Below are 24,667 nucleotides of genomic sequence, written 5' to 3' on the forward strand. Positions count from 1 at the left end.
GGAGTTTTTAATCAGACAAGAGGATCTTCGCCGGCTTTTTCCGGGGTGATGTCTACGGTGGTTTCACCGGCCTTCTGGGCTTTCAATACCTTACGGACTGCATCACGGGTCGGAACCGGTGTAAATTCCATTCCGGCAAAGATGTTTTTCAGGTCTTCACCCGGTACAAACTGGATGTTTACATCCTTGATATAATCTGAGGTAAACTCCTCTGCTTTTGCGGCTCCCTCGCTGCTGATTTGCAGACGAAGTTTGCCCAGTTCGCCCAGGTCTACCTGGTTGCCCTCACGGAGCACTTCAAAGATGTTGTCTACCAGGGCGGTAAGTACCGCCATCACATCGGCACGGTTCACCGTGGTCTGCGAAGCAATCCGCTTCGACATGGTTTTCAGACTTACGTTGCTGCCGATCTGAGCTTTTGCATACGCTTTTTTAATTGCTTCCGGATCCATCGGATTGGAAGATCTCATCGAGATACTGTAATTTAAGGCCATAAGTTTAAGTTTTTAAGGTTATTAAATAGGTAACTAGGTATCAGGTGACAAGTTGACGAGGCGCTTGTGTAAGTTTTTTAGTTTTTAAGTTTTTTAGTTTGTTAATGTTCTCAAACTCATAAACTCAAGAACTAAAAAACTCATAACAACTTGTCAACTGATTTAACCTGAAACAAAGATACAACACGGAAACAGGGGCTCGGAAGAAAAGGAATGAATGCGGTGGAATATGAAGTAAAATCGTATAAAATAATTCTCTCAGGCAATGGATATTAGCGGATTTTTTGCTATATTTATAGTGATAAAACAATAATATTCAAGCAATTATGAGAGACACAAGTATTTCTGAAGAGAAGATAGAAAAAGAGTGGGAAATCCATCCTTACTACCGTAGAGAACTGGCCATGGCCTATGCACCTGAACTGACTCCCGAAGCGGCGGTGAACCGGCTGACGAAATGGCTGAAACAGAACGCGACACTGTTCAAGGAACTTCAGGAGTACGGATACCGTCCCAACCAGCGGGTATTTACCCCTGTCCAGGTGGAAACAATTTTCCGCTATTTGGGGCGACCCTAAAGCTTGGGTTTACGTGACTATTACCGTGAGCTCACGTGAACAATCGCGTTGGCTTACGTGAACAATCGCGTAAGCGTACGTGACCAATCGTGCAAATTTGATGCAAAAATCGGCAGTTTTGCTCCGAAACCGACGGTTGCGGATGCAACACTGAAAAGAGATTTCAGATAGTAAAGAATTTTCAATATTTTATTAATCAGCGTTTTATGGTGAAAGATGAAAGATGTGAAGCGTGTTTTGTATAATGTTTCAAAATGTACACTAAAAACCCCACCTTTAAAGGTGGCTATTTTGTTGTCATTGCTGCAACATAGTGAAAATATCCTTCACATCTTTCACCAGGCTTCCAGCCGACTGGTTTACAGAATATTAAGGGTGAAAGATTGATGCAAAACCAATCTTTCACCATCTTTCATCTTTCACCGGGAACCCGAACTTCTACTCGTAGCCTTCGGAAGGCTCCGGAAGAATGTGATCGATTTCATCCTTGGTACGTTCCACAACGACCCAGAAATTGCCGTTCTTGGTATGTACCTGCTGAAATCCCAGATCCTTCAGTGCACGGCCTACCTGCACGGCATTCAGGCGGACTCCTGTTCCAAAGCGGGCGACAATCTGTGCAGAGGTAATGTACTGCCCCTTTTCCAGTTCCACAGGCGGACGGAAATAAGACAGAATCAGTTCGCGGGCAAGATTAGGAGTTTCGAAGCGGCGGTTTCTTCCGTTCAGCACTTCGATTTCCTTTTCGTCGAACCAGTAGCGATAGCCCTGATCGAGTAAAGCCTTGGCCTGTGCATACACCCCTTCGTAAGGAATGGGCGTCGTCCAGGGATTCTCAATCTCCTCGATTTCGGCAATCAGCCAGCGCCGGGTACCCGTATCATCGGTGAGAAACTGAAGGTTGTTTCCCGTGGCACAGAACGAAGCAATGTGCGGCAGTCGCACCTTATGCCGTCCGTATACCGGACGCTCGTTGACAAAAGCCGTTGTGGTCATCGCCTTGAGCTGATTGAGTTCCTTGCGCTGCATGGAGTCAATTTCCTCGAAGTTAATCAGGATGTTCTCCGTCATTCCGAAAAGATCATCCTTGGTAAGACGATGGCTGTTGGTCTTCGTCGCATAATAACGGCGCAACACCGGCGGAAGCAGGTTCTCCATAAAGGAACTTTTGAAACAGCCCTGACGGCCCAGGAAGACCAGAATCACATGATTCACCACCTTGTCGTTGAACACTCCGGCAAGCATACCCACCATCCAGCGGCAGAAATAGTCGCGGAACTGTGCAGGCGAAAGATTGGCACATTTCACCATAGCTGCCATACGGCCGATATAGTCCGTCTTTCCGTCCCAGGCAGGAAGGCTGTCGAGATACTCCTGTAAAGGATGAAACTCTTTCACATAATCGCTGGATATCAGCGTACGCAAGCGGGAAATATCCACCTCCATACCCGTGCGCTGCATGTTGCACCAGAGTGAGTTTTCCACATTATCGGTAAGACACTCCCACGGCGCATTTTCCGGCTTTCTGAACCGGAACTCCAGCTGGTGAATCAAGGTGTTCATCCGCAGTTCTACATGCTCGTTGAGGTAATTTTCCATTTCCTCCACACTGGCACGGTTGAGCAGCCGCCGTTCCCGGTTCTGCCGGACAGGACGATAATCCGCCAGCTTGCAGGTAGCATGTTCGGCAGTCAGCGCATAACAGCTCTGCACGGTTGCCACCACCGAATGTTCCACCGCCTCGTAGTCGGCAAAGACACGCAGCGCCCACTTTTCGGCCTCCTGCTTCTTTACCCCGAAGCGGTTCATCCAATACAGACAGCGGCAGATGTAGTCGTTGTGGCGGTGCTCCTCGTAGCGCGCCCCGTCCTCTTCTACCAGACGCCGCACCACCGGTTCCGCCATCCGCACCGTCACCGCCTTCCGTCCGTCACCGGCAGCATCCTCTGCACAGTCGGACACGGGAAAAGCCTCGGCATCGGGACGGAACAACACATCCGGGTCGTGACAAATGACCGACATCCTCGTGGCATTCTTGCACTGCAAGTCCATGGGAACTCCCAGCAGGTCGGCATAATACGCGTTCACCTTCTTCCAGACAGAAAGGAAGTTGCGCTTCGTCACCGGAGCATCCACGCGAACCAGCACCCGGATACCGCATCCCGACAAGGTAAAATGCACCAGAAACGCATATTTGTCCTGTCGCAGCCGATGCATGGCACGATACAGTGCGTCGCCCTCCAACCCGTCTATATCGCCCATGATAAATCCGGAATACCCGGTAATATGACGGTCGGAACGCCCACCCTCCAGACTTACGGAAGGCACAAAGGCAGGCTGGTTCATTTTCACGTTGCGCAGGTACCCTTTGAGGTTGTCCGCATTACCGGTATCTCCCTCTCCCTCCAGCGCACGGATTCTGGAAAGTGTTTCCCGATAATGCAGGGTAGCATCACGGTGCAAAGGACCTTTGATTTCGTCGACAATGGCCTCCCACGAAGAAGCCTGTGGATGTGTGTCGCGTAATGAAAGAAAACGCGACGGAAAGAAAACAGAATTATTCTTCATAATAAAATTTTAAGGTTAACAGTTTATGCTTCATAAGCCCGAAGCCTTAATTGACCGTGAAGATAATATATGTCATAAAACGGGATTTTCCCTCCATGAAAGGAAAATGCCCCGCAAAAAAATAATGCAAAAAAGAAAAGAGACAGACATGAGTACCCAACAACCGGACTCCCTGATGGGAATTATGCTGGAATATTTCCGGCACGCCAGCCAGCTGCCAATCTCTACCCTGTGCAGCGAAGCCGGCATCAGTACAAAGACGTATTTGAAATTAAAAAAAAAGATTATCCTCCCCTTGTAAGGATATGTAAACTTTTCTGTGTACTCTACATGCATTTCCCTCCCGAAGAACTGGGAGAGATGGCAAAAGAAGCCACAGAACTATGGGCAGAAGGCATCAGGGAAAAAGAAAAGAGAAAGTAATATTACATATATATGCAATAGCAAAAAAATAATGCATAAAATTTTATTCATATGCAAAAGACCACTTATCTTTGCGCCCCGAAAACAGAGCTATAGCTAATCTGAAAACGGATTGAATAAAAATGCATAAAAATACTTATCCCATACTCACTGCTCAGGAAGCAGCCCTTCTGATTCACCACGGAGACACCTTGGGAATCGGAGGATTTTCATCCGTAGGAACCCCCAAGGCAGTACCCGCTGCCCTGGCTTCCCACGCACAGGCCCAACATGAGGCCGGTAAGGAATTCAAGGTAGGACTCATCACCGGAGGAGCTACCGGAAACACCATCGACAGCGCCCTGGCACAAGCTGGAGCCGTCAGTTTCCGTACCCCCTTCCAGTCGAACAAAGACATGCGAAACGCCATCAACAGCGGCGATGTAGCCTACTACGACGTACACCTCTCCCACATCGGTCAGGACGTACGCTACGGCTTTCTTCCCAAGATCAATGTGGCACTGATTGAAGCTTCCGATGTAACAGCCGACGGCGAAATTACCCTGACTACTTCGGTGGGTATCTCGCCTACCCTGATTCAGCAGGCAGACAAAGTGATTATCGAACTGAACCGCATGCACAGCGGCAAGTTGCAGGGCATGCACGACATTTATACTCCTTCGGCTCCTCCCGCACGCACCGACATTCCCATTTTCCGGGTAAGCGACCGTGCCGGCAGTCCGGTGGTAAAAGTCGACCCGAAAAAGATCGTTGCCATTGTGGAAACCAACGAACGCGACCACATCGCTCCTTTCACTCCGCAGAATGAAACCACGCTCCAGATTGGAAACAACGTGGCGCAGTTTCTGCTTTCGGAATGGAAGAAAGGCCGTATTCCTCAAGAGTTCCTTCCGCTGCAGTCGGGTGTAGGCAACATTGCCAATGCCGTACTGGGTGCCCTGGGCGACGATACACAGCTCCCTGCCTTTACCATGTTTACAGAAGTGATTCAGAACTCAGTCATCGACCTGATGCTAAAAGGACGCATCCGTTTTGCAACCGGCAGCTCATTGACGCTGAGTGAAGACCATCTGGATATGATATACAACGACCTTCCTTTCTTCCGCGACCGGCTTTTGCTGCGTCCGCAGGAGATTACCAACCATCCGGAAATGATCCGCCGTTTGGGCATCATCGCCATCAACACGGCATTGGAGGCTGACATTTTCGGTAATGTTAACAGTACGCACGTATCGGGCAGCAAGATTATGAACGGTATCGGTGGTTCTGCGGATTTCTCGCGCAACGCCTACCTGTCTATCTTCACCACTCCTTCTACGGCAAAGAACGGTCTGATTTCGTCCATCGTGCCCCAAGTGTCGCACGTAGACAGCACGGAACACGATGTCCGCATCTTAGTGACCGAACAGGGTGTAGCCGACCTTCGCGGCAAATCGCCCCGCCAGCGTGCACAGTGCATCATCGAGAACTGTGCTCATCCCGACTACAAGCAGCTGTTGTGGGATTACCTGAAACTCTCGGAAGGCAAGTCGTGTCATACCCCTTTCAGCCTCCGCAACGCTTTCCAGATGCATCTCGCCTACGAAGAAACAGGCGATATGCGGAATACTACTTATATCGCTTAAAATAAACTTATTATATTTTTTAATTGAACAGAGGATATCACCTTATGGGTGGTATCCTTTCTTGGTATGTGAGTATACCTCATACAATACGTCAAAACTGAATGCTTAGCCAGTATTAGAAACCCTTTCTCATCAATTCTTATTTTCAAATTTCATCTACATACAAAATATTCCTCCCTATTTTTAAATATAAAAATTTGGGGAGATCCTTATTCAAGATTGATAAATAAACAAATAATTATTATGAAAAATCCGAAAAACTTAAGTATTGCCGTAGCCGGAACCGGTTACGTCGGTCTCTCTATTGCCACTTTATTGGCACAGCATCATAAAGTAACCGCAGTAGATGTAATTCCTGAAAAGGTAGAAAAAATCAACAATCGTATCAGCCCGATACAGGATGAATACATCGAAAAGTATCTGGCAGAAAAAGAACTGAACCTTACTGCTACATTGGACGGAAAAGCTGCTTACAAAGATGCTGATTTTATAGTGATTGCAGCTCCTACCAATTACGATCCGGTGAAGAATTACTTCGACACCAGCCATGTAGAAGAAGTGATTGATTTGGTACTGGAAGTAAATCCGGATGCCATTATGGTGATTAAAAGTACCATTCCAGTGGGTTACTGTCGTAGCCTGTATGTAAAGTATGCAGAGAAATTTGCAAATACTCCTTCCCTTGCCAGAAAGAAATTCAATTTGCTTTTCTCTCCGGAGTTCCTTCGTGAAAGCAAGGCACTGTACGATAACCTCTACCCCAGCCGTATCATTGTAGGTATTCCGAAAATAATCAAAGGACAGAATAAGGAAAATGAAGCGATTGCTTCCATTGCAGGAGAGCATTTGGAAGAAGCAGCTCATACATTTGCAGCTCTTTTGCAGGAAGGAGCCTTGAAAGAAAACATTGATACCCTCTTTATGGGATTGAAAGAAGCGGAAGCGGTGAAACTGTTTGCCAACACTTATCTGGCTCTGCGTGTATCGTATTTCAACGAACTAGATACCTATGCAGAAATGAAAGGTCTTGATACGCAGTCGATTATTCAGGGCATCAGTCTAGATCCGCGTATCGGTTCGCATTACAACAATCCTTCATTTGGTTATGGTGGTTACTGCTTGCCGAAAGATACCAAACAGCTACTTGCAAATTATGCAGATGTTCCAGAAAATCTCATTCATGCCATCGTAGAAAGTAACCGTACACGTAAAGACTTTATTGCCGATCAAGTACTAAAAATAGCAGGAGCATATGAAGCTAATTCAAGCTATAATGCTATAAAAGAAAAAGAAATTATTATTGGTGTATATCGTCTTACTATGAAATCTAATAGTGACAATTTCCGTCAAAGTAGTATTCAAGGTGTAATGAAACGAATTAAAGCAAAAGGTGCAACTGTTATTATATATGAACCAACATTAGAAAATGGAACAACATTTTTTGGAAGTAAAATCATAAACAATCTAGAAGATTTTAAGAAACAATCTAATGCTATTATAGCCAACCGTTATGACACGTGTTTAGACGATGTAAAAATGAAAGTATATACTCGCGATGTATTCCATCGTGATTAATTGTCATAAATCTAACAAAATAAATAAGCCACTATTTGGAGAATTAATAATTGCAGTGCAGTCAACCTCCTATTTCAAACAGACTCTAATATAAAACAATTATGCTAAATAATAATATTATTTTAACAGGAAAAACAGTTTTAATTACTGGAGCAGCAGGATTTATAGGTAGTAATTTATCACAAAGTCTATTATCAAAAATAACAAATATTAAAGTTGTAGGAATTGACAATATGAATGATTACTATGATGTTAAAATCAAAGAAGAACGCTTAAAAAAACTACAGCAACTGGATAATTTCATTTTTATTCAAGGAGACATTTCTGACAAAATAATTATTGAAAATATATTTAAGAAATTTAACCCAGAAATAGTTGTTAATTTAGCAGCGCAAGCAGGTGTCCGCTATAGTATAAGCAATCCAGATGCATATATCGCTAGTAACCTAATAGGATTCTATAATATATTAGAAGCATGTCGTCATAGTTATGATAATGGCGAAAAAGGTGTTGAGCATCTAATATATGCAAGTTCTAGTAGTGTTTATGGCTCTAATACAAAAATTCCATACAGTACGGATGATAAAGTCGATAATCCTGTGAGTTTATATGCTGCTACCAAAAAAAGTAATGAACTAATGGCGCATGCTTACTCTAAACTTTATAATATTCCAAGTACAGGTTTAAGATTTTTTACTGTATATGGTCCTGCTGGTCGCCCAGATATGGCATATTTTGGTTTTACGGACAAACTTGTTGCTGGAAAAACTATCCAAATATTCAATTACGGAAATTGCAAACGAGACTTTACATATATTGATGATATTGTTGAAGGTATTATACGCATTATACAGCATGCTCCTGAACGTCAAAAAGGAACAGATGGTCTTCCTGTCCCCCCCTATAAAGTATATAATATAGGAAATAATCAACCAGAAAATCTACTTGATTTTGTAAATATCCTACAAGAAGAACTTGTCACAGCTGGAGTTTTACCCAAAGAATACGACTTTGATGCGCATAAAGAATTAGTACCTATGCAGCCGGGTGATGTACCAGTAACATATGCAGATACAACTCCATTAGAAAAAGATTTTGGCTTTAAACCCTCTACACCTCTACGAGAAGGATTAAAAGCATTTGCAGAATGGTATGCTCTATACCAGAAATAAGAATAGTATCTGAATGGCATTGCAAGTTTACACAAAAACAAATATCAATTTATACAAATTATATAAATTGATTTATAAACGTCTATCAAAGATTAAAAATTAATGATCACTAAAAAAATAAAAGACTTCTTACATAAAGGGAACAAACGTTCTGTAAAAATGAAAAAGAATATCCTCTTAATGTTATTCCTTAAAGGAGGAAGCATTTTAGCAGGATTACTTTTAATCCCTCTAACATTAGATTACGTTGACAGTGAAACCTATGGTATTTGGATGACTTTAAGTTCCATGGTTGCATGGGTACACTTCTTTGATATTGGAATAAATAACGGACTTCGTAACAGACTTACAGAAGCATTAGCCATTGGCGATCTTAAATTAGGAAAAGAATATGTAAGTACAACATATGCTATTCTAACATTAATATTCGTTCCACTAATGATTATTCTGTTAATAATTACTCCTCATATAAATTGGAATAATCTACTCAATTTAAACTTAACAACCAATCTACTCATTCCAATCTGTATTATTATTGTCTATTTTTGTTTGAATTTTATTTTCTCAACTATCAATACTATAATGCTTGCAGAGCAGCATCCAGCAGATGCTTCATGGAGACAGTTATTACAACAAGTTGTTTCATTAGCAATCATTTATATCCTAACTTTAACAACCGAAGGAAACCTAATATATTTGTGTATTGGACTATGTTTAGCTCCCATTATAGTAATTGTATTCTTTAATATAACTCTCTTTTCTGGAAAATATAAAGAACTTGCTCCGTCGATAAAATATGTTAGATTTTCATTAGCTCCCAATTTACTTAAATTAGGAGTACAATTTTTTATCATACAAATTGCAGGAGTAATACAATATCAAATGATTAATTTTTTAATTATAAGGTATTATGGCGCAAACGAGGTTTCTGCATATAATATTGCATATAAATATTTCAGTGTTATTTATATGCTATGGGGGATAATATTAGCACCTGTATGGTCTGCTGTTACAGACGCTTTTACACGTAATGATTTGCAATGGATAAGACATACAACTTCCAAATACTTAAAAATATATTTTATTTTTATATTAATAGGAATTGTTATGTTAGTTATTTCAAGTTCTATTTATTCTATCTGGATTCAAAATAAAGTATTTATAAGTTTCAATTTATCTTTTTGGATTTTATTATACTTATTAGTACTTATGTTCAGTGGTATCTATGTCAATGTTCTAAATGGAGCAGGAAAACTAAAAGTTCAGTCCATAGCTTGTATATTTTCCCCTATTGTATTTCTTTGTAGCTTTTACATCTTCAAAAAAATAGAATTAGGTGTTTCTGCAATATTAATAGCTTCGATTATTGCAAATTTCAATGGACTGATTCTTGCTCCTTTACAATATAAAAGACTACTAAAGAAATAACTCAATGATAAAAAATACAATATTTATAATTGCTGTTTTTTCTGCTATCTTTTTGTCATTAGAATCTATAATTACAATATTAGGAGTAAATCACGCATTTCTCACTTTCTCCAATCTGCTCATATTATTATATTGTTTTTATGAATTCTTTAAAAGAAAAAACACATTCAGAGACCAATTTTCCAAATTGGTCTTTTTCACTATTATAATTTCAATTCTAACAATACTAATAAAATTTTTAATAAATCAAGATGCAATAGGAAATATACTAAGAGTATTTACAATACCAAGTATTATAATTTTAGTACTAAGAAAATTGCAAGAAAAACAAAAGTTAATTTTAAAAAGGGTCATTATAATTCTATTTCTTATAGAATGCATATTGGCTATAATTGAGAAATATTTGGGTTTTGTCTTTTTCCCACCACTATTATTAACAGAAAACTTAAATGCGGGAGAATATTTATATTCAACAGCAGAAGTATGGCAGTTCAGAAGTACATCCCTATATGGACAACCCCTACTTAATGCACATATTGTTACCATAATTGTAACTTATATAGTAACAAGTAATATAAAAAGATACAAAAAAATAGTTTTGGTATCACTTGGTTTTTTTGCTATTTTATGTTTTAATGCTCGTTTTGCAACAGTAATTTTTATTACAATAATTTTACCATACCTTTTTTATGATTTTATAAGCCATACTAAACAAAAAAAACTTGTAGGTATTTGTTTTATTTCTATCACTTTAATAGTATTAGTATATTTATTTGAGAATTTCGGAGGAAGGTTAGTCCATGGAGATATAACAGATAATTCTGCTCAAACACGATTGGAAACATTTGAATTTTATCAAAAAATAAAATTTGATGAATTAATATTTGGTAGAATGGATGCTATGGGTTATTTCTGGCATATAAAGAACTTTCCAATAGAGAACGGATTCATATCTGCCATTGTTACGTATGGTTTAATTATGGCAATACCTTTGTTTATAAGTTTATTTGCCATTACCAATAGACTTACTTCCACATTCCCAATAAAGGAAAAATGGGTTATTTTATTACCCTTTTGGATCTTAGGATTATCTAATCCCAATATTATAAGTTATCATATATGGAATATATTCTATTTATGTTTCATTGCATTCGATACAAAACACAACAATCAATAAAAAATAATTTAAACATGAAAGTACTCTATGACTATATAGGATTTGCACCACGCATTAGTGGAGTAAGCAGATATCTCTGTGAAATAATATCAAATATGCCTAATGATATAAATTATGAAATTGCTCTAAAACAGTCTGATAATCTATATTTGCAGGATATGAAAATCATAGATAACATAGATATACCCCAACTAACATCTGATAACTATATACCTTTTAACTTCCCATTAAAAAAGAAAGTATATGGCGCCCTACAACGTTTTCTACCAACATTTCCCTCTCCCAATAATATCAATCGCCAATATTCTATAGAAAAAATAAAATCTGGTAATTTTGATCTATTTCATCACACAAGATTCAATGAATATTTTCTCCCATATATAGGTAAAAAACCTTTTGTTTTTACTATACACGATATGAATCATGAAATATTTAATTATAGAAAAGTTGACCAACATGCAAAAAAAATCCTTTCCGAAAAAGCCACACATATTATTGCTATTTCACAGAATACAAAAGAAGACCTAATGCGAATATATGGAGTTCCAGATAAGAAAGTCACTGTAATACATCATGGAGGACCTAAAAAAATAGACTTCAATAAAGAAAAAATTATCAAATCTCCATATCTATTGTATGTAGGGAAACGTAATGGATATAAAAATTTCATTCAAACACTAAAAGATTTTTCTGAATTTATAAAAAAATATAGTCAATTTAAATTCGTTTGTACAGGAGGAGCTTTTTCAAAAGAAGAAACACAAATCATAAATGAATTAAAATTAAAAGATTATGTTATTCAAATGTTTGTTACCGAAGCAGAATTAGCAAATTTATATCACAATGCATGGGCATTTGTTTATCCATCTTTATACGAGGGATTTGGGTTACCTATTCTTGAAGCATATACATATCAATGCCCTATTCTATTAAACAAAAAAAGCTGTTTCCCTGAAATTGCAGGAGATGCAGCAATATATTTTGATTCTCAACCTAATACATCTAATTTAACTCAAAAACTTATTGAACTTTATCATTATTCTGAAACACAACGCCTACAACTTATAGAAAAAGGAACAGAGCAATTAAAACAATATAACTGGAAGAAAACAGCTCAACAGACAGCTAATGTTTATCAAAAAATACTTTAATTACATTTAATATGGCAAGAAAAATTAATATCAGAACTTACTTTTCCGCTTTAAGACATTTCAAAAATTATTATTCTACAATAATTTTTAGAATAAAGTTGACTCTTAACAACATTTCTTACGGAAAGAATGTACGTGCCTACAATGGCATACCTAAATTATATATTCACCCCAATTCTCTTTCTGTAAATTTGGGGGACAACGTAAGAATAAGAAATTACTGGAATACAGGATGGTACGCACATTCATTTATAAAAGTACAAGAAAATGCAAGTCTTACAATTGGGAACAATGTCGGCATAAACAGTTCTATGATTATAGCAACCCATAAAATTTCCATTGGGAACCATGTTTTTATCGGAGGAGGAACAAAAATATATGATACCAATTTTCATAACCTCAATTGGGAAGCAAGAAGAGATGCTAAAACATCTAGTATATCAAATACCTCACCTGTAACAATTGAAGATGATGTTTTTATTGGAACTGACTGTATTATCGGCAAAGGAGTAACAATTGGAGCAAGATCAATAATTGCAGCCGGAAGTGTAGTTGTAAAAAGTATCCCCAGTGATTGTATAGCAGGAGGAAATCCTGCTAAAGTTATAAAAAATCTTATTAATAATTAAGCCATAACAGAACTATTTCTTTAACAAATGAATTATTTCATAAATGTCCCAATTAGTAAATATCGTAATACCATTTATGGTATAGCAACATTAGGCATAATAGCCACACATAACTCCCAGTATTTATCTGATATTCCTTATTGGATTATAAAAATATTAAAATTTGGAGGTTCTGGAGTATTTATATTTGCCTTTTTATCAGGTATGGGATTATTTATAACCTTAAATAAGGAGTATAACATACGTAAATATTATTACCACAGATTAAAAAGAGTTTTTATTCCATACCTTATCATTTCTTTTCTATGGTATGGATACAAATATATACTTATAGAACATAATATACCATATTTTTTTTATGAATGGAGTACATTGTCATTTTGGGGAAATCACCAAGGTGCGTGGTATGTAGCTATGCTTATACCTGTATACATTATATGGCCTTTCTTTTATCAATGGATAATAAAAGATTTTACGAGAAGAACTATCTTAAGTCTAGCAATAATCATAATATTATCTGAATTATTATTCTATACAAATCAAGATATAGCCAAGCATCTAAGCCAAATAACGCAAAGCCTTATGTATTTTATATTAGGTAATTACATTGGAAAAAATGTAAAAGACAATACGCTAAAATCACTATATTGGTTTATCGGAGGAATAATCATTATATTTGCCAGATTCTTAACAAATAATGATACCATAGAAAGGCTTAGTACTGGTATAGGGGGAATATGCATAACATTTGCTATCGCTTGGATTTTTCAAAAAATAAATTATAAATTCATTTTTTTCAACCAAATAACAAATCTATTTTCATCTTTAGGAAAATACTCATTAGAAAGTTATTTAACTAATATTTTCATTTTACAAGCAGTAAAATATTTCAGTTTTGATAAAATGTTAATATCATTAGACTCTTCTGGTATATTAATATTTATACTTGTTGCCGTAGTTGGAATTTTAACAGCCATAGGACTTAGCAAACTTATAGATTTTACCATTTTAAAGCATATATAAAAAACACTACAATAAATGAAAAGAATTATTATTTGTGCAGCTATAAAATTTCCAAGAGGAAGTGCAGCATCTAACTATCTACAATATTTTAGTATGGCTCTAATAGAAAGTGGTTATGAAGTGATATTGTTAGCAGAGTATAATGAAAATGAAAATCAATATTATAATAGTTTCATAAATAAATTCCAAGGTAAATTTTCACTAATTAATATCAACACACCACGAAAAACTTTAGCTAATAAGATATCATACCACCTTATTTATGGAATCAAATATGTAAAAGTCTTAAAAAAGGTAATCAGAAAAGATGATAGCATAATCATTTATTCAGATATCATGAATTTCATATCCCCCATAATAAAATTTGCCCATAAAAACAATTTAAAAGTTGGAAATATTATTGTAGAATGGTATGAAAGAAAATATCTTAAAAACCCAATACGCTATTTTTTATATAAAAAGAGTTTTAAACTAAGAGAGCAAGCAGATATTATATTCCCAATTTCAACATTCATAGAAAGACATTTTAAAGAAAAAGGATGCAATACTTTTGTACTCCCCATTCTGTCTGATCCTTATGAATATGAAAGATTTCCTAAGCCATCATATGACAAAATCAATATTGTTTATCCTGGAAATGGCTTGATAAAAGATTCATTCTTAAATATGATAAATGCTATTGAACATCTCAATAGCGAACAATTAGCAAAATTAAACTTTCATATAAAAGGAGTAAAAAAGCAAGATATTATCAATAAAATTGGACTAAAGCGATTTGAACGTATTTCTCCTTCTCTCATTTTCTATGGATGGATGAATTATGATGAATTAGTTGAATTATACCGAAAAAGTCATTATTTACTTCTTGCTAGAGAAATATGCCATTTAACAAAAGCAAATTTTCCAAGTAAAGTACCCGAAGTAATGTGCCATGGAGTTGTCCCTATTGCATCTGAAGTAGGTGATTACACACAATTCTATCTTAGAGATGGGGAAAATGCCATTATCATGAAGGGAAATTCTACAGAAGTTATAAAAGATGCTATAATACGATGTCTAAATATTCCTTATGACAAATATAATACGATGTCAAACAATGCATATAATTTAGTTTGCAACAAGCTATCATATAAAGTTTGGGGAAATAAGCTAAAAAATGTATTAAACCATATATAACATGAAAAAAATCAAGATTTGCTTCGTCGAAACGAATTGTAAAAAAAACGGTCCAATCAAGCAGACTTTAAATATAATTCGCTATATGGATAGGAGTATATTTGAACCTATCTTACTCACTTTATGGAAAGAAGAACAGTCAAACTCTATGATATCAGAATATAAAAAACAAAATATTCAAATAGTTTGTGCTAACTTAACAAAATATACAACTTTTATTATTGGCCGCAAAAAAGTAACAGAATTACTAAAACAATTAAAACCTGATATAGTACAAGGAGTAGGTATGCCTCCATACCGAACAACTCTAGGATATAAAAAAACAATACATTTTATTACTTTAAGAAATTATTGTTATGAAGACTATCCTGATTATTATGGAAAAATCAAAGGTCAGATTATGGCTTATTTGGACATGAGATTAATACGAAAAAAAATACAAAACGAGCCTATTATTACTTGCTCAAGCAGCTTAACATATTTATATAAGACAAAGCAGAAACTTGATATTCCATTTATTAGAAATGGTGTTAATGTTGAACAATACAAAAAACGAAATATAAATGAAGTATCTCATATTCGTACACAATTAGGCCTACCATTAGAAAAGATTATTTTTGTTTACGGAGGATTTTTTATAGATAGAAAAAATCAGCAAGAGTGTATCGAAGGTTTTCTAAAATCAGAATCAAATAGTAATTGCATTTTGCTTTTACTCGGAGATGGTAAAGAACGTAAAGAACTTGCTTCTAAATATAAAAATTATCCACAGATTATTTTTGCAGGTCAAGTAGACAATATACAAAATTATTTATCAGCCAGTGATATTTATATTTCATCTAGCAAATCAGAAGGCCTACCTAATGGAGTTTTAGAAGCTATGGCTTGTGGTTTACCATTGCTTCTTTCAGATATACCTCAACACATGGAAATTTTTTCCATTAATTCATCAATTGGATACAGCTATCAATTAGGTAATATAAAAGACTTATCTAAGAAAATAAATTTAATACTAAATAACAATCTCACGGAAATGGGTGAAGTAAGTTACAATACATTAAAAGAAAACCTTACAGCTGAAATAATGAGTAAAAACTATCAAAAATTATATAAACAATTAGTACAAATAAATTAATTTTTCATCATATCATCCTTTTTATATAATAGGTATATATGACTTTATTAATTTTCTTTATTTGTAAGTTCATCTTCAAATGACGTATTGCTTCAAAAACAAATAAGAAAACATAACCTTAGCTACAGTAATCATAAGTATTAAAAAGGTATAATAGTATTTCTTTCTAAGAGTGAAAGAATAAAAATCAACTTCATTTTTCCAATTATAAAAAAAGGAAAATACAGAAAAACAACTTTCCTATACGACATTTAAGATGAATGCTTGCAATCAAGTATAAATAATATTATTATACTAATTTTTACGGAATTAATTATGTCACCACTTGTTGAAAATATAATAGCAACAGAAAAAAAAACAATAGATAGCATTTTTTCTTGTAAAGGAAAAATATACACCTTCCTTAATCCTGTATCCTATTTGATTGCATTAGATAATAAAAATCTATTTAAAAATTTTGATGGAATCTTTGCCGATGGCTCTATATTAGCGGCAGCAATTAAAATTTTATATGGGGAAAACATTACACGAAGAAGTTTTGATATGACTTCACTTGCACCTAAATTATTAAGTTATACAGAAAAAGAAAAAAAAACTATCTACATTATTGCATCACAACAAGAACAAGTAGAAAAAGCTGTAAAAATATTCAAAGAACGTTATCCCAATATAATTTTTTCAGGATATAGAAATGGATACTTTAACTCAGAAAAAGACATGGATATTGAAGCTGAAAAGATTACACAGATCAATCCTGATTTTTTAATTGTTGGTATGGGAGCACTTATGCAAGAGAATTTTTTATTAAAAGTAAAAGAACATGGTTTTAAAGGAATAGGGTTTACCTGTGGAGGATTTATTCATCAAACCTCTAAAAATGAAATAGAATACTATCCGAAATGGGCTGATAAACTGAACTTACGATTTATTTATAGAATGTACAAGGAAAAACATACTCGCAAACGCTATATACAAGCAGCCTTGTTATTTCCAACTAAATTTATTTGCGAAAAATTCTTTGGATAAATCTAAAAACAGCATAAAAAGAAGTATATATTATTGATAAAGGTATCAATAATATAAATATTGATATCGAAATAATTTGCCCTATAATATATTCTTTACCCAATCTCATTCCATTAAAACAAAACACCTATAAAAATAACTGGGCTATCTGATACCCATGAGTTTATAAAATACTTTCTGACAGAAGGAAAGTATACTGAGAAAGACACGTTCGAAAAGGGAAGGTTTCATTTTATTTTTTTCTTGTAAATTACTTCAGCAAAAATAAGGGATTATTTTTGTTTGAATGCTATGTTCTCTTTCTTTTCTGGAAGAGAAGCGATAAAGCGTGCTTGTCTTTCTCGTTTTTTTACTATATTCGCTGTGTATGAAACACGGCAAGAGTGTATGAATTTATTTTCGTAAAACTCTGAAATATATTATAATATGAAAAGATATTGCCAGACTTTGGATCTCTACGACGACAAGGAGCTGATAGCGGCGTACGTGGAGGAGCATGCCCACGTATGGGAAGAAGTGAAGGCGGGAATCCGCGAAGTAGGAATCCTGGATATGCAGATTTATATCCACGGAAACCGCCTGTTCATGATTATGGATACAACAGACGAGTTTGATATGGAACGCGACTATGCACGGCTGGCTACGCTGCCACGCCAGGCGGAATGGGAAGCGCACATGGCCAAGTATCAGAAGGCTGCACCCGGACAGGCCGCTAACGAGAAATGGAAACTGATGGAGAGAATTTTTAAATTGTAGTTGACAAGGCGACAAGGTGTTATGAGTTTCTTAGTTCTTGTGTTTATGAGTTTGATAACACCAACCAACTAAAAAACTTAAAAACTCAAAAACTTAAACAAGTGCCTCTTCAACTCGTCACCTGATACCTCGTCACCTGAAAAATAAAACTAAAAAACTTACAATGAAGAAACTACTGTCATTGCCTCCCAACTTAGTGGAGTGCTTTCATGATATTGAAAAGGCAGACCGCAACGAGTGGTTCTGCACGTCGGACCCGATAGGAAGCAAGCTGGGTTCCGGAGGAGGTACGGCCTGGCTGCTCAGGGCGTGCATGGAGAGTGAGAATACAAGTGAGAATCTGACCGGATGGCTGGCGAAGGAGAAGCGTATCCTGCTACATGCGGGAGGACAGAGCCGGCGTCTGCCTGCCTATGCGCCTTCAGGGAAGATTCTTACGCCGATTCCCGTGTTCCGCTGGGGACGCGGCCAGAAACTGACACAGAACCTGCTCTCGCTGCAGCTGCCGCTTTACGAAAGAATTATGGAAAAGGCTCCGGAAGGGCTGCATACGCTGGTGGCAAGCGGGGATGTGTATATCCGTGCGACGGAAGCGCTGCAGGAGATTCCGGATGCGGACGTGGTGTGCTACGGACTGTGGGTGGACCCGCAGCTGGCGAAGAACCACGGGGTGTTTGTTTCCTCGAGAAAGGAACCGGACCGCCTGGACTTCATGCTGCAGAAACCGAGCGTAGAGGAGCTGGGAGCGCTGATGAAGGATTATCTTTTCCTGATGGACATCGGTATCTGGCTGCTGAGTGACCGGGCTGTGGAACTGATGGTGAAGCGTTCGGAAAAAGACGGAAAGATTGGATTCTATGATATGTACTCGGACTTCGGACCGGCACTGGGAGCGCATCCGCGTCTGCACGACGAGGAGCTGGCGCAGCTGAAGGTGGCGATTCTGCCGCTGCCGGGCGGGGAATTCCACCACTACGGTACAAGCCGGGAGATGATCTCCTCTACCCTCGCCGTGCAGAACTGTGTGATGGACCAGCGGGCTATCATGCATCATAAGGTGAAACCGCATCCGGCTATCTTCGTGCAGAACGCGAAGGTGGAATGCAGACTGACTGCGGAGAATGCGGAGGTGTGGATCGAGAACAGCCACGTGGGAAAGGAATGGAAACTGAACAGCCGCAACATCATTACCGGTGTGCCCTGCAACGCATGGAAGATGGAGGTGCCCGAAGGGGTCTGCATCGATGTGGTGCCGATGGGTGAACGGGGTTTTGTGGCAAGACCGTACGGATTCAACGATGCGTTCAAGGGGGCGCTGGACAAGGAGGGTACGCTGTATCAGGGTGTACCGGCGGCGGAATGGCTGAAGGCCCGCGGAATGAAGCCGGAGGAAATCAGAGGAAATCAGGACCTGCAGGCGGCAGCAATCTTCCCGGTGTGCGAATCGGTGGAGGATCTGGGTACGGTGCTGCGATGGATGACGGCGGAACCGGAACTGGAAGAGGGAAAGGATATATGGCTGAAGGCGGAGAAGAGGTCGGCGGACGAAATCTCGGCGTATGCCAACCTGAGAAGACTGACTGCGCAGCGTGAGGAGTTCCGCAAGGTGAACTGGAAGACGCTGGCGGAGAATCACGGAAAGAGTGTGTTCTACCAGCTGGACCTGCAGCAGGCGGCGGAAGAGTACAGCCGTCTGGGACTGGAACTGCCGGCGGAACTGGATGAGACGACTCCCCTGCTCACGCGTATCAGTGATGCGATGTTCCGTGCACGGACAATGCAGCTGAAGGGGGAAGCGCCGGAGATTGTGAAACCGGTAGAGGACAGGGCGTTTGCGCTGATGCGCAACGGACTGGTGAGCACGGTGGACTTCCGCCAGCATCCGAAGCTTTCGGTGTACGAGGACCAGATTGTGTGGGGAAGAAGCCCGGTGCGTGTGGATCTGGCAGGGGGATGGACGGATACTCCGCCCTACAGCCTGATGGAGGGGGGTAATGTGGTGAACATTGCCATCGAGCTGAACGGACAGCCTCCTTTGCAGGTGTATGTAAAGCCGTCGAAGGAATACAAGGTGATTCTGCGCTCCATCGACCTGGGGGCCATGGAGGTGGTGACCTCGTACGAGGAGCTGCATGCGTTCAATAAGGTGGGCTCGCCTTTCTCCATACCGAAGGCGGCACTGGTGCTGGCGGGATTCCACCCGGATTTCAATACGGAATGTTATGCCTCGCTGGAGGAACAGCTCAAGGCTTTCGGTGCGGGTATCGAGGTGACACTGCTTTCGGCTATTCCGGCGGGATCGGGACTGGGTACAAGTTCGATTCTGGCGGCTACGGTGCTGGGAGCGGTGAACGATTTCTGCGGTCTGAACTGGGACAAGCAGGAGATTGGAAGCCGCACGCTGATTCTGGAGCAGCTGCTTACCACAGGCGGAGGATGGCAGGACCAGTACGGCGGTGTGCTGCAGGGAGTGAAGATGCTGCAGACCAAGGCGGGATGGAACCAGGAGCCGATGGTGAGATGGCTGCCCGACTATCTGTTTACGGGAAGCGAGTACCGCAAGTGTCATCTGCTGTACTATACGGGCATCACCCGTACGGCGAAGGGGATTCTGGCGGAGATTGTACGGGGAATGTTCCTCAACTCGTCGAAGCACCTGGAGCTGCTGGGTGAGATGAAGGGGCATGCCGTGGATATGTATGACGCGATCCTGAGAAATGACTTTACCGCAATGGGACGTCTAGTACGCAAGACGTGGAAGCAGAACCAGCTGCTGGACGAGGGTACGAACCCGCCGGCAGTGCAGGCGCTCACGGAACTGGTGGACGACCTGTGTCTGGGTTACAAGTTGCCGGGAGCAGGGGGCGGAGGTTATCTGTACATGGTGGCCAAGGACCCGGAAGCGGCTGCGAGAATACAACGGATTTTGAATGAGAACAGACCGAACGACAGGGCGCGTTTCGTGGAGATGAGCCTCTCGGAAAAGGGTCTTGAAATAAGCAGAAGCTGATATGGAAAGAAACGGTCTGGTGAGAACGAAGGAGGGACGGAGTTTCCTCCTTCCGTTTATTCTGATTACAAGCCTCTTCTTTCTCTGGGGCTTTGCACACAGTATTCTGGATGTGCTGAACAAGCATTTTCAGGATACGATGGAGATTACAAGGACACGCTCGGCGCTGATTCAGGCCGTGGTGTACGGGGGATATTTCATCATGGCGCTGCCGGCGGGGAACATCATCCGGCGCTTCGGATACCGCGCGGGGGTGCTGACGGGACTCGTGCTGTACGGCGTGGGGGCGCTGCTCTTCATTCCGGGGGGAAGGATAGGCTCGTTCGAGTTCTTCCTGTTCTCGCTCTTTGTGATAGGGTGCGGACTGACCTGCCTGGAAACGGCGGCGAACCCGTATGTGACGGTGCTCGGAGACCCGGAAGGGAGCGAGCGGAGACTGAACCTGGCGCAGTCGTTCAATGGACTGGGGTGGATCTGCGGACCGCTCGTGGGGGGATTCTTCCTCTTCGCGGGAGGCGGGGACGTGAGTACACCGTATGCCATCATCGGGTGTATCGTGCTGGCGGTGGCACTGGTCTTTGCACGGGTGAAGTTGCCGGAAATCGGGGACACTCCTGCCCCCAGAATGAAGGAGGAAAGCACGGACAGCAGAGGGCTGTGGAAGGAAGGTACGTTTACTTTCGGTCTGGTAGCGCTCTTCCTATATGTGGCGGCACAGACGGGTATCAACAGTTTCTTCATCAACTATGCTACGGAAACGGCAGGGATTTCGGCACACGAGGCGTCGGTATGGCTATCGTTCGGAGGCATGGGACTCTTCATGGCGGGACGCATGGGGGGAAGCTGGCTGATGCGCTCGGTAAGGGCGGAAAAGGTGCTGACGGCATGTGCCATAGGAGCCGTAGCAAGTATGGCTGCCGTGATTCTGCTGCCGGGAAAGGCGGGATGGTACGGACTGCTGTGCTGTTTCCTGTGCGAGTCGATCATGTTCCCCACCATCTTTGCACTGGCGCTGAGAAAGACGGGAAGTCATACAAAGAGGGCATCGTCTTTCCTCATCATGTCGATTGTAGGCGGGGCTATCGCTCCGATTCTGATGGGTATTATCGCGGATACCAGCTCCATGGCTATGGGATTCTCCGTTCCGCTGGTATGCTTTGTTGTGATTGCGATGTATGCGTATAGATACAAGGCGATAAGTTTGTAAGTTTTTAAGTTTGTGAATTCATAACCAACTTAAAAAGTTACAAACTAAAAAACTCAAAACAGACAAGACCTTGTCAACTCGTCACCTGATACCTTGTCAACTCGTCACCTAAAACCTAATCTCCTGAAAAAAAGCTTTTTCATCTCATCATTTAAAGTTTTGTTAACTAAAATTAAAAACCAAGAAACTTAACAATTGGCCATTGTTAATTGTTATATATTCAACCAAAAACTCAAAAAACACAATGAGAAAAGTAGCTTTGATTACCGGTATTACCGGACAGGACGGTTCCTATCTGGCCGAATTCCTGATTGAGAAAGGATATGAAGTGCACGGAATTCTAAGACGCTCGTCATCGTTCAATACAGGTCGTATCGAACATCTGTATCTGGATGAATGGGTGCGTGACATGAAGCAGAAGAGACTGGTGAACCTCCACTGGGGGGACATGACAGACAGCAGCTCGCTCATCCGTATCATCAGCGACGTGCACCCAACTGAAATATACAACCTGGCAGCACAGAGCCACGTGAAGGTATCGTTCGACGTGCCGGAATATACGGCGGAAGCGGATGCCATCGGTACACTGCGTCTGCTCGAGGCGGTGAGAATATGCGGGCTGGAAAAGACCTGCCGCATCTATCAGGCATCGACTTCGGAACTCTTCGGTAAGGTGCAGGAAGTGCCGCAAAAGGAAACCACTCCGTTCTATCCGCGTTCTCCGTACGGTGTGGCTAAGCAGTACGGATTCTGGATTACAAAGAACTACCGTGAAAGTTACGGAATGTTTGCAGTGAACGGTATTCTTTTCAACCACGAATCGGAACGCCGCGGGGAGACTTTCGTGACACGTAAGATTACGCTGGCGGCAGCACGTATCAAGCAGGGATATCAGGACAAGCTGTATCTGGGTAACCTGGATTCGTTGCGCGACTGGGGGTATGCGAAGGATTACGTGGAGTGTATGTGGATGATTCTGCAGCATGATACTCCGGAGGACTTCGTGATTGCTACAGGGGAAATGCATACTGTACGTGAGTTTGCCACACTGGCTTTCGCGAAGCTGGGCATCGAACTGAAATGGGAAGGTGCAGGCGTGAACGAGAAGGGTATCGATACGGCTACTGGAAAGGTGCTGGTGGAAGTGGATCCGAAATATTTCCGGCCGTGTGAGGTGGACCAGCTGCTGGGTGACCCGACAAAGGCCAAGACGCTGCTGGGATGGAACCCGACAAAGACTTCGTTCGAGGAGCTGGTGAGCATCATGGTGGAACATGACATGAAGTTCGTGAAGAAACTGCACCTGAAGGCGCAACTGGACAGGGAGGAATAAGGAATGCTGGACAAATCGGCTAAAATATATGTGGCGGGGCACAACGGACTGGTGGGCTCTGCCATCTGGAACAACCTCATGCAGAGGGGGTATACCAATCTGGTAGGGCGTTCGCACAGTGAACTGGACCTGCTGGACGCGGTAGCGGTAAGGGAGTTTTTCGACCGGGAGCAGCCGGATGCGGTGGTACTGGCGGCTGCGCATGTGGGGGGCATCATGGCCAACCTGCAGTACAGGGCGGACTTCATCTACCGGAACCTGCAGATTCAGCAGAACGTAATCGGTGAAAGTTTCCGTCACGGGGTGAAGAAGCTGCTCTTCCTGGGAAGTACATGTATCTATCCGAGGGAGGCACCGCAGCCCATGAAGGAGGAGGTGCTGCTGACTTCGCCGCTGGAGTATACCAACGAGCCGTATGCGATTGCGAAGATTGCGGGACTGAAGATGTGCGAGAGCTTCAACCTGCAGTATGGCACGAACTACATCGCGGTGATGCCTACGAACCTGTACGGTCCGAACGATAACTTCCACCTGGAGAACAGCCACGTGCTGCCGGCCATGATAAGAAAGATTCATCTGGCGAAGTGTCTGAACGAGGGGGACTGGAATGCGGTACGCAAGGACCTGGACCTGAGACCGGTGGAAGGTGTGGACGGTACAGCTTCGGAAGAGGTGATTCTGGAGAAGCTGGCAAAGTTCGGTATCACGCCGGAAGCGGTGACGCTCTGGGGTACGGGTACACCGATGCGTGAGTTTCTCTGGAGCGAGGAGATGGCGGATGCCAGCGTGCATGTGCTGTTGAATGTGGACTTCAGGGATACGTACCGCGAAGGAGACAGGGAGATACGCAACTGCCACATCAACGTGGGTACGGGCAAGGAGGTGTCTATCCGTGAGGTGGCGGAGAAGATCATGAAAGAAATCGGCTTCAGGGGAGAACTGCGCTGGGACAGCTCAAAACCGGACGGTACCATGCGGAAGCTGACTGATGTGAGCAAGCTGCACGGACTGGGATGGCATCATAAGGTGGAAATCGATGAGGGTATCCACAGACTGTATGAGTGGTACCTGAAGGGGATTTGCATTAATCATAAGAATTGAGTGAGGAGGTGACAAGGAAACAAGGTTTCAGGGAACAAGGCCTTGTCAACTTGTCTACTGATACCTTGTCAACTGCATAC

General features: G+C 41.0%; 20 protein-coding genes and 1 pseudogene. 18 read left to right on the forward strand and 3 right to left on the reverse strand.

The annotated features are described in order from the left end of the window. Positions 1-11: 11 nt before the first annotated feature. Entirely contained in the window at positions 12-494 is a 483-nt protein-coding gene (locus O6P32_RS11910) for an HU family DNA-binding protein (RefSeq protein ID WP_269878735.1), read from the reverse strand. Between the two features lie 326 nt (positions 495-820). On the opposite strand from O6P32_RS11910, the gene O6P32_RS11915 reads away from it, so the two are divergent. After that, entirely contained in the window at positions 821-1,072 is a 252-nt protein-coding gene (locus O6P32_RS11915; RefSeq protein ID WP_269878736.1) for a DUF4248 domain-containing protein, read from the forward strand. Positions 1,073-1,510: 438 nt separating this feature from the next. Here the strand turns inward: O6P32_RS11915 and O6P32_RS11920 are convergent, their stop codons facing one another. Beyond that, positions 1,511-2,809 (reverse strand): VapE domain-containing protein, encoded by a 1,299-nt coding sequence (locus O6P32_RS11920; protein WP_269878818.1) that lies wholly within the window; start codon positions 2,807-2,809, stop codon positions 1,511-1,513. Between the two features lie 261 nt (positions 2,810-3,070). Beyond that, positions 3,071-3,640, reverse strand: a pseudogene (locus tag O6P32_RS13635) (BT4734/BF3469 family protein); the annotation flags it as partial. 25 nt (positions 3,641-3,665) lie between these two features. On the opposite strand from O6P32_RS13635, the gene O6P32_RS11930 reads away from it, so the two are divergent. The 17 genes from O6P32_RS11930 (at position 3,666) to O6P32_RS12010 (ending at position 24,587) form a co-directional block, all read left to right on the forward strand. Further along, positions 3,666-3,941, forward strand: coding sequence for a hypothetical protein (locus O6P32_RS11930; RefSeq protein WP_269878737.1), 276 nt, complete (start codon positions 3,666-3,668; stop codon positions 3,939-3,941). Between the two features lie 244 nt (positions 3,942-4,185). Further along, complete coding sequence (locus tag O6P32_RS11935; RefSeq protein ID WP_269878739.1) at positions 4,186-5,688, forward strand: succinate CoA transferase; 1,503 nt, start codon at positions 4,186-4,188, stop codon at positions 5,686-5,688. A 243-nt stretch (positions 5,689-5,931) separates the two neighbouring features. Then, positions 5,932-7,263 (forward strand): nucleotide sugar dehydrogenase, encoded by a 1,332-nt coding sequence (locus O6P32_RS11940; protein WP_269878740.1) that lies wholly within the window; start codon positions 5,932-5,934, stop codon positions 7,261-7,263. A gap of 101 nt (positions 7,264-7,364) precedes the next feature. Then, positions 7,365-8,435 (forward strand): NAD-dependent epimerase/dehydratase family protein, encoded by a 1,071-nt coding sequence (locus O6P32_RS11945; RefSeq protein WP_269878741.1) that lies wholly within the window; start codon positions 7,365-7,367, stop codon positions 8,433-8,435. A 102-nt stretch (positions 8,436-8,537) separates the two neighbouring features. Continuing rightward, positions 8,538-9,863, forward strand: a complete 1,326-nt coding sequence (locus O6P32_RS11950) for a lipopolysaccharide biosynthesis protein (RefSeq protein WP_269878742.1) — start codon at positions 8,538-8,540, stop codon at positions 9,861-9,863. 4 nt (positions 9,864-9,867) lie between these two features. Beyond that, positions 9,868-11,040 (forward strand): hypothetical protein, encoded by a 1,173-nt coding sequence (locus tag O6P32_RS11955; RefSeq protein ID WP_269878743.1) that lies wholly within the window; start codon positions 9,868-9,870, stop codon positions 11,038-11,040. Positions 11,041-11,054: 14 nt separating this feature from the next. After that, entirely contained in the window at positions 11,055-12,191 is a 1,137-nt protein-coding gene (locus O6P32_RS11960; RefSeq protein WP_269878744.1) for a glycosyltransferase family 4 protein, read from the forward strand. Positions 12,192-12,202: 11 nt separating this feature from the next. Continuing rightward, positions 12,203-12,820 carry an acyltransferase gene (locus O6P32_RS11965; protein WP_269878745.1) on the forward strand — a complete coding sequence of 206 codons (618 nt, stop codon included), beginning with the start codon at positions 12,203-12,205 and terminating at the stop codon, positions 12,818-12,820. 27 nt (positions 12,821-12,847) lie between these two features. After that, positions 12,848-13,843, forward strand: a complete 996-nt coding sequence (locus tag O6P32_RS11970; RefSeq protein ID WP_269878746.1) for an acyltransferase family protein — start codon at positions 12,848-12,850, stop codon at positions 13,841-13,843. Between the two features lie 15 nt (positions 13,844-13,858). Continuing rightward, a complete protein-coding gene (locus tag O6P32_RS11975) occupies positions 13,859-15,019 on the forward strand; it encodes a glycosyltransferase (RefSeq protein ID WP_269878748.1) in 1,161 nt (386 codons plus the stop codon). Position 15,020: 1 nt separating this feature from the next. Further along, positions 15,021-16,154: a glycosyltransferase family 4 protein gene (locus O6P32_RS11980; RefSeq protein ID WP_269878749.1), complete on the forward strand. Its 1,134-nt coding sequence runs from the start codon at positions 15,021-15,023 to the stop codon at positions 16,152-16,154. A gap of 315 nt (positions 16,155-16,469) precedes the next feature. Next, positions 16,470-17,180, forward strand: coding sequence for a WecB/TagA/CpsF family glycosyltransferase (locus O6P32_RS11985; protein ID WP_269878751.1), 711 nt, complete (start codon positions 16,470-16,472; stop codon positions 17,178-17,180). A gap of 426 nt (positions 17,181-17,606) precedes the next feature. Beyond that, on the forward strand, positions 17,607-17,936 hold the full coding sequence (locus O6P32_RS11990) for an L-rhamnose mutarotase (RefSeq protein WP_269877666.1): 330 nt from the start codon (positions 17,607-17,609) through the stop codon (positions 17,934-17,936). Between the two features lie 136 nt (positions 17,937-18,072). Next, the gene (locus O6P32_RS11995) at positions 18,073-20,946 is read left to right on the forward strand and encodes a bifunctional fucokinase/fucose-1-phosphate guanylyltransferase (RefSeq protein WP_269878819.1); all 2,874 of its coding nucleotides are present in this window, start codon (positions 18,073-18,075) and stop codon (positions 20,944-20,946) included. Between the two features lies 1 nt (position 20,947). Beyond that, positions 20,948-22,153 carry a sugar MFS transporter gene (locus tag O6P32_RS12000; RefSeq protein ID WP_269878753.1) on the forward strand — a complete coding sequence of 402 codons (1,206 nt, stop codon included), beginning with the start codon at positions 20,948-20,950 and terminating at the stop codon, positions 22,151-22,153. Positions 22,154-22,397: 244 nt separating this feature from the next. Beyond that, positions 22,398-23,486 carry a GDP-mannose 4,6-dehydratase gene (gmd, locus tag O6P32_RS12005; RefSeq protein WP_269878754.1) on the forward strand — a complete coding sequence of 363 codons (1,089 nt, stop codon included), beginning with the start codon at positions 22,398-22,400 and terminating at the stop codon, positions 23,484-23,486. A gap of 3 nt (positions 23,487-23,489) precedes the next feature. Further along, positions 23,490-24,587, forward strand: coding sequence for a GDP-L-fucose synthase family protein (locus O6P32_RS12010; protein WP_269878756.1), 1,098 nt, complete (start codon positions 23,490-23,492; stop codon positions 24,585-24,587). Positions 24,588-24,667 lie beyond the last annotated feature (80 nt).

Origin of the sequence: Phocaeicola acetigenes, assembly GCF_027529745.1 — a bacterium.
Taxonomy (GTDB): domain Bacteria; phylum Bacteroidota; class Bacteroidia; order Bacteroidales; family Bacteroidaceae; genus Phocaeicola; species Phocaeicola acetigenes.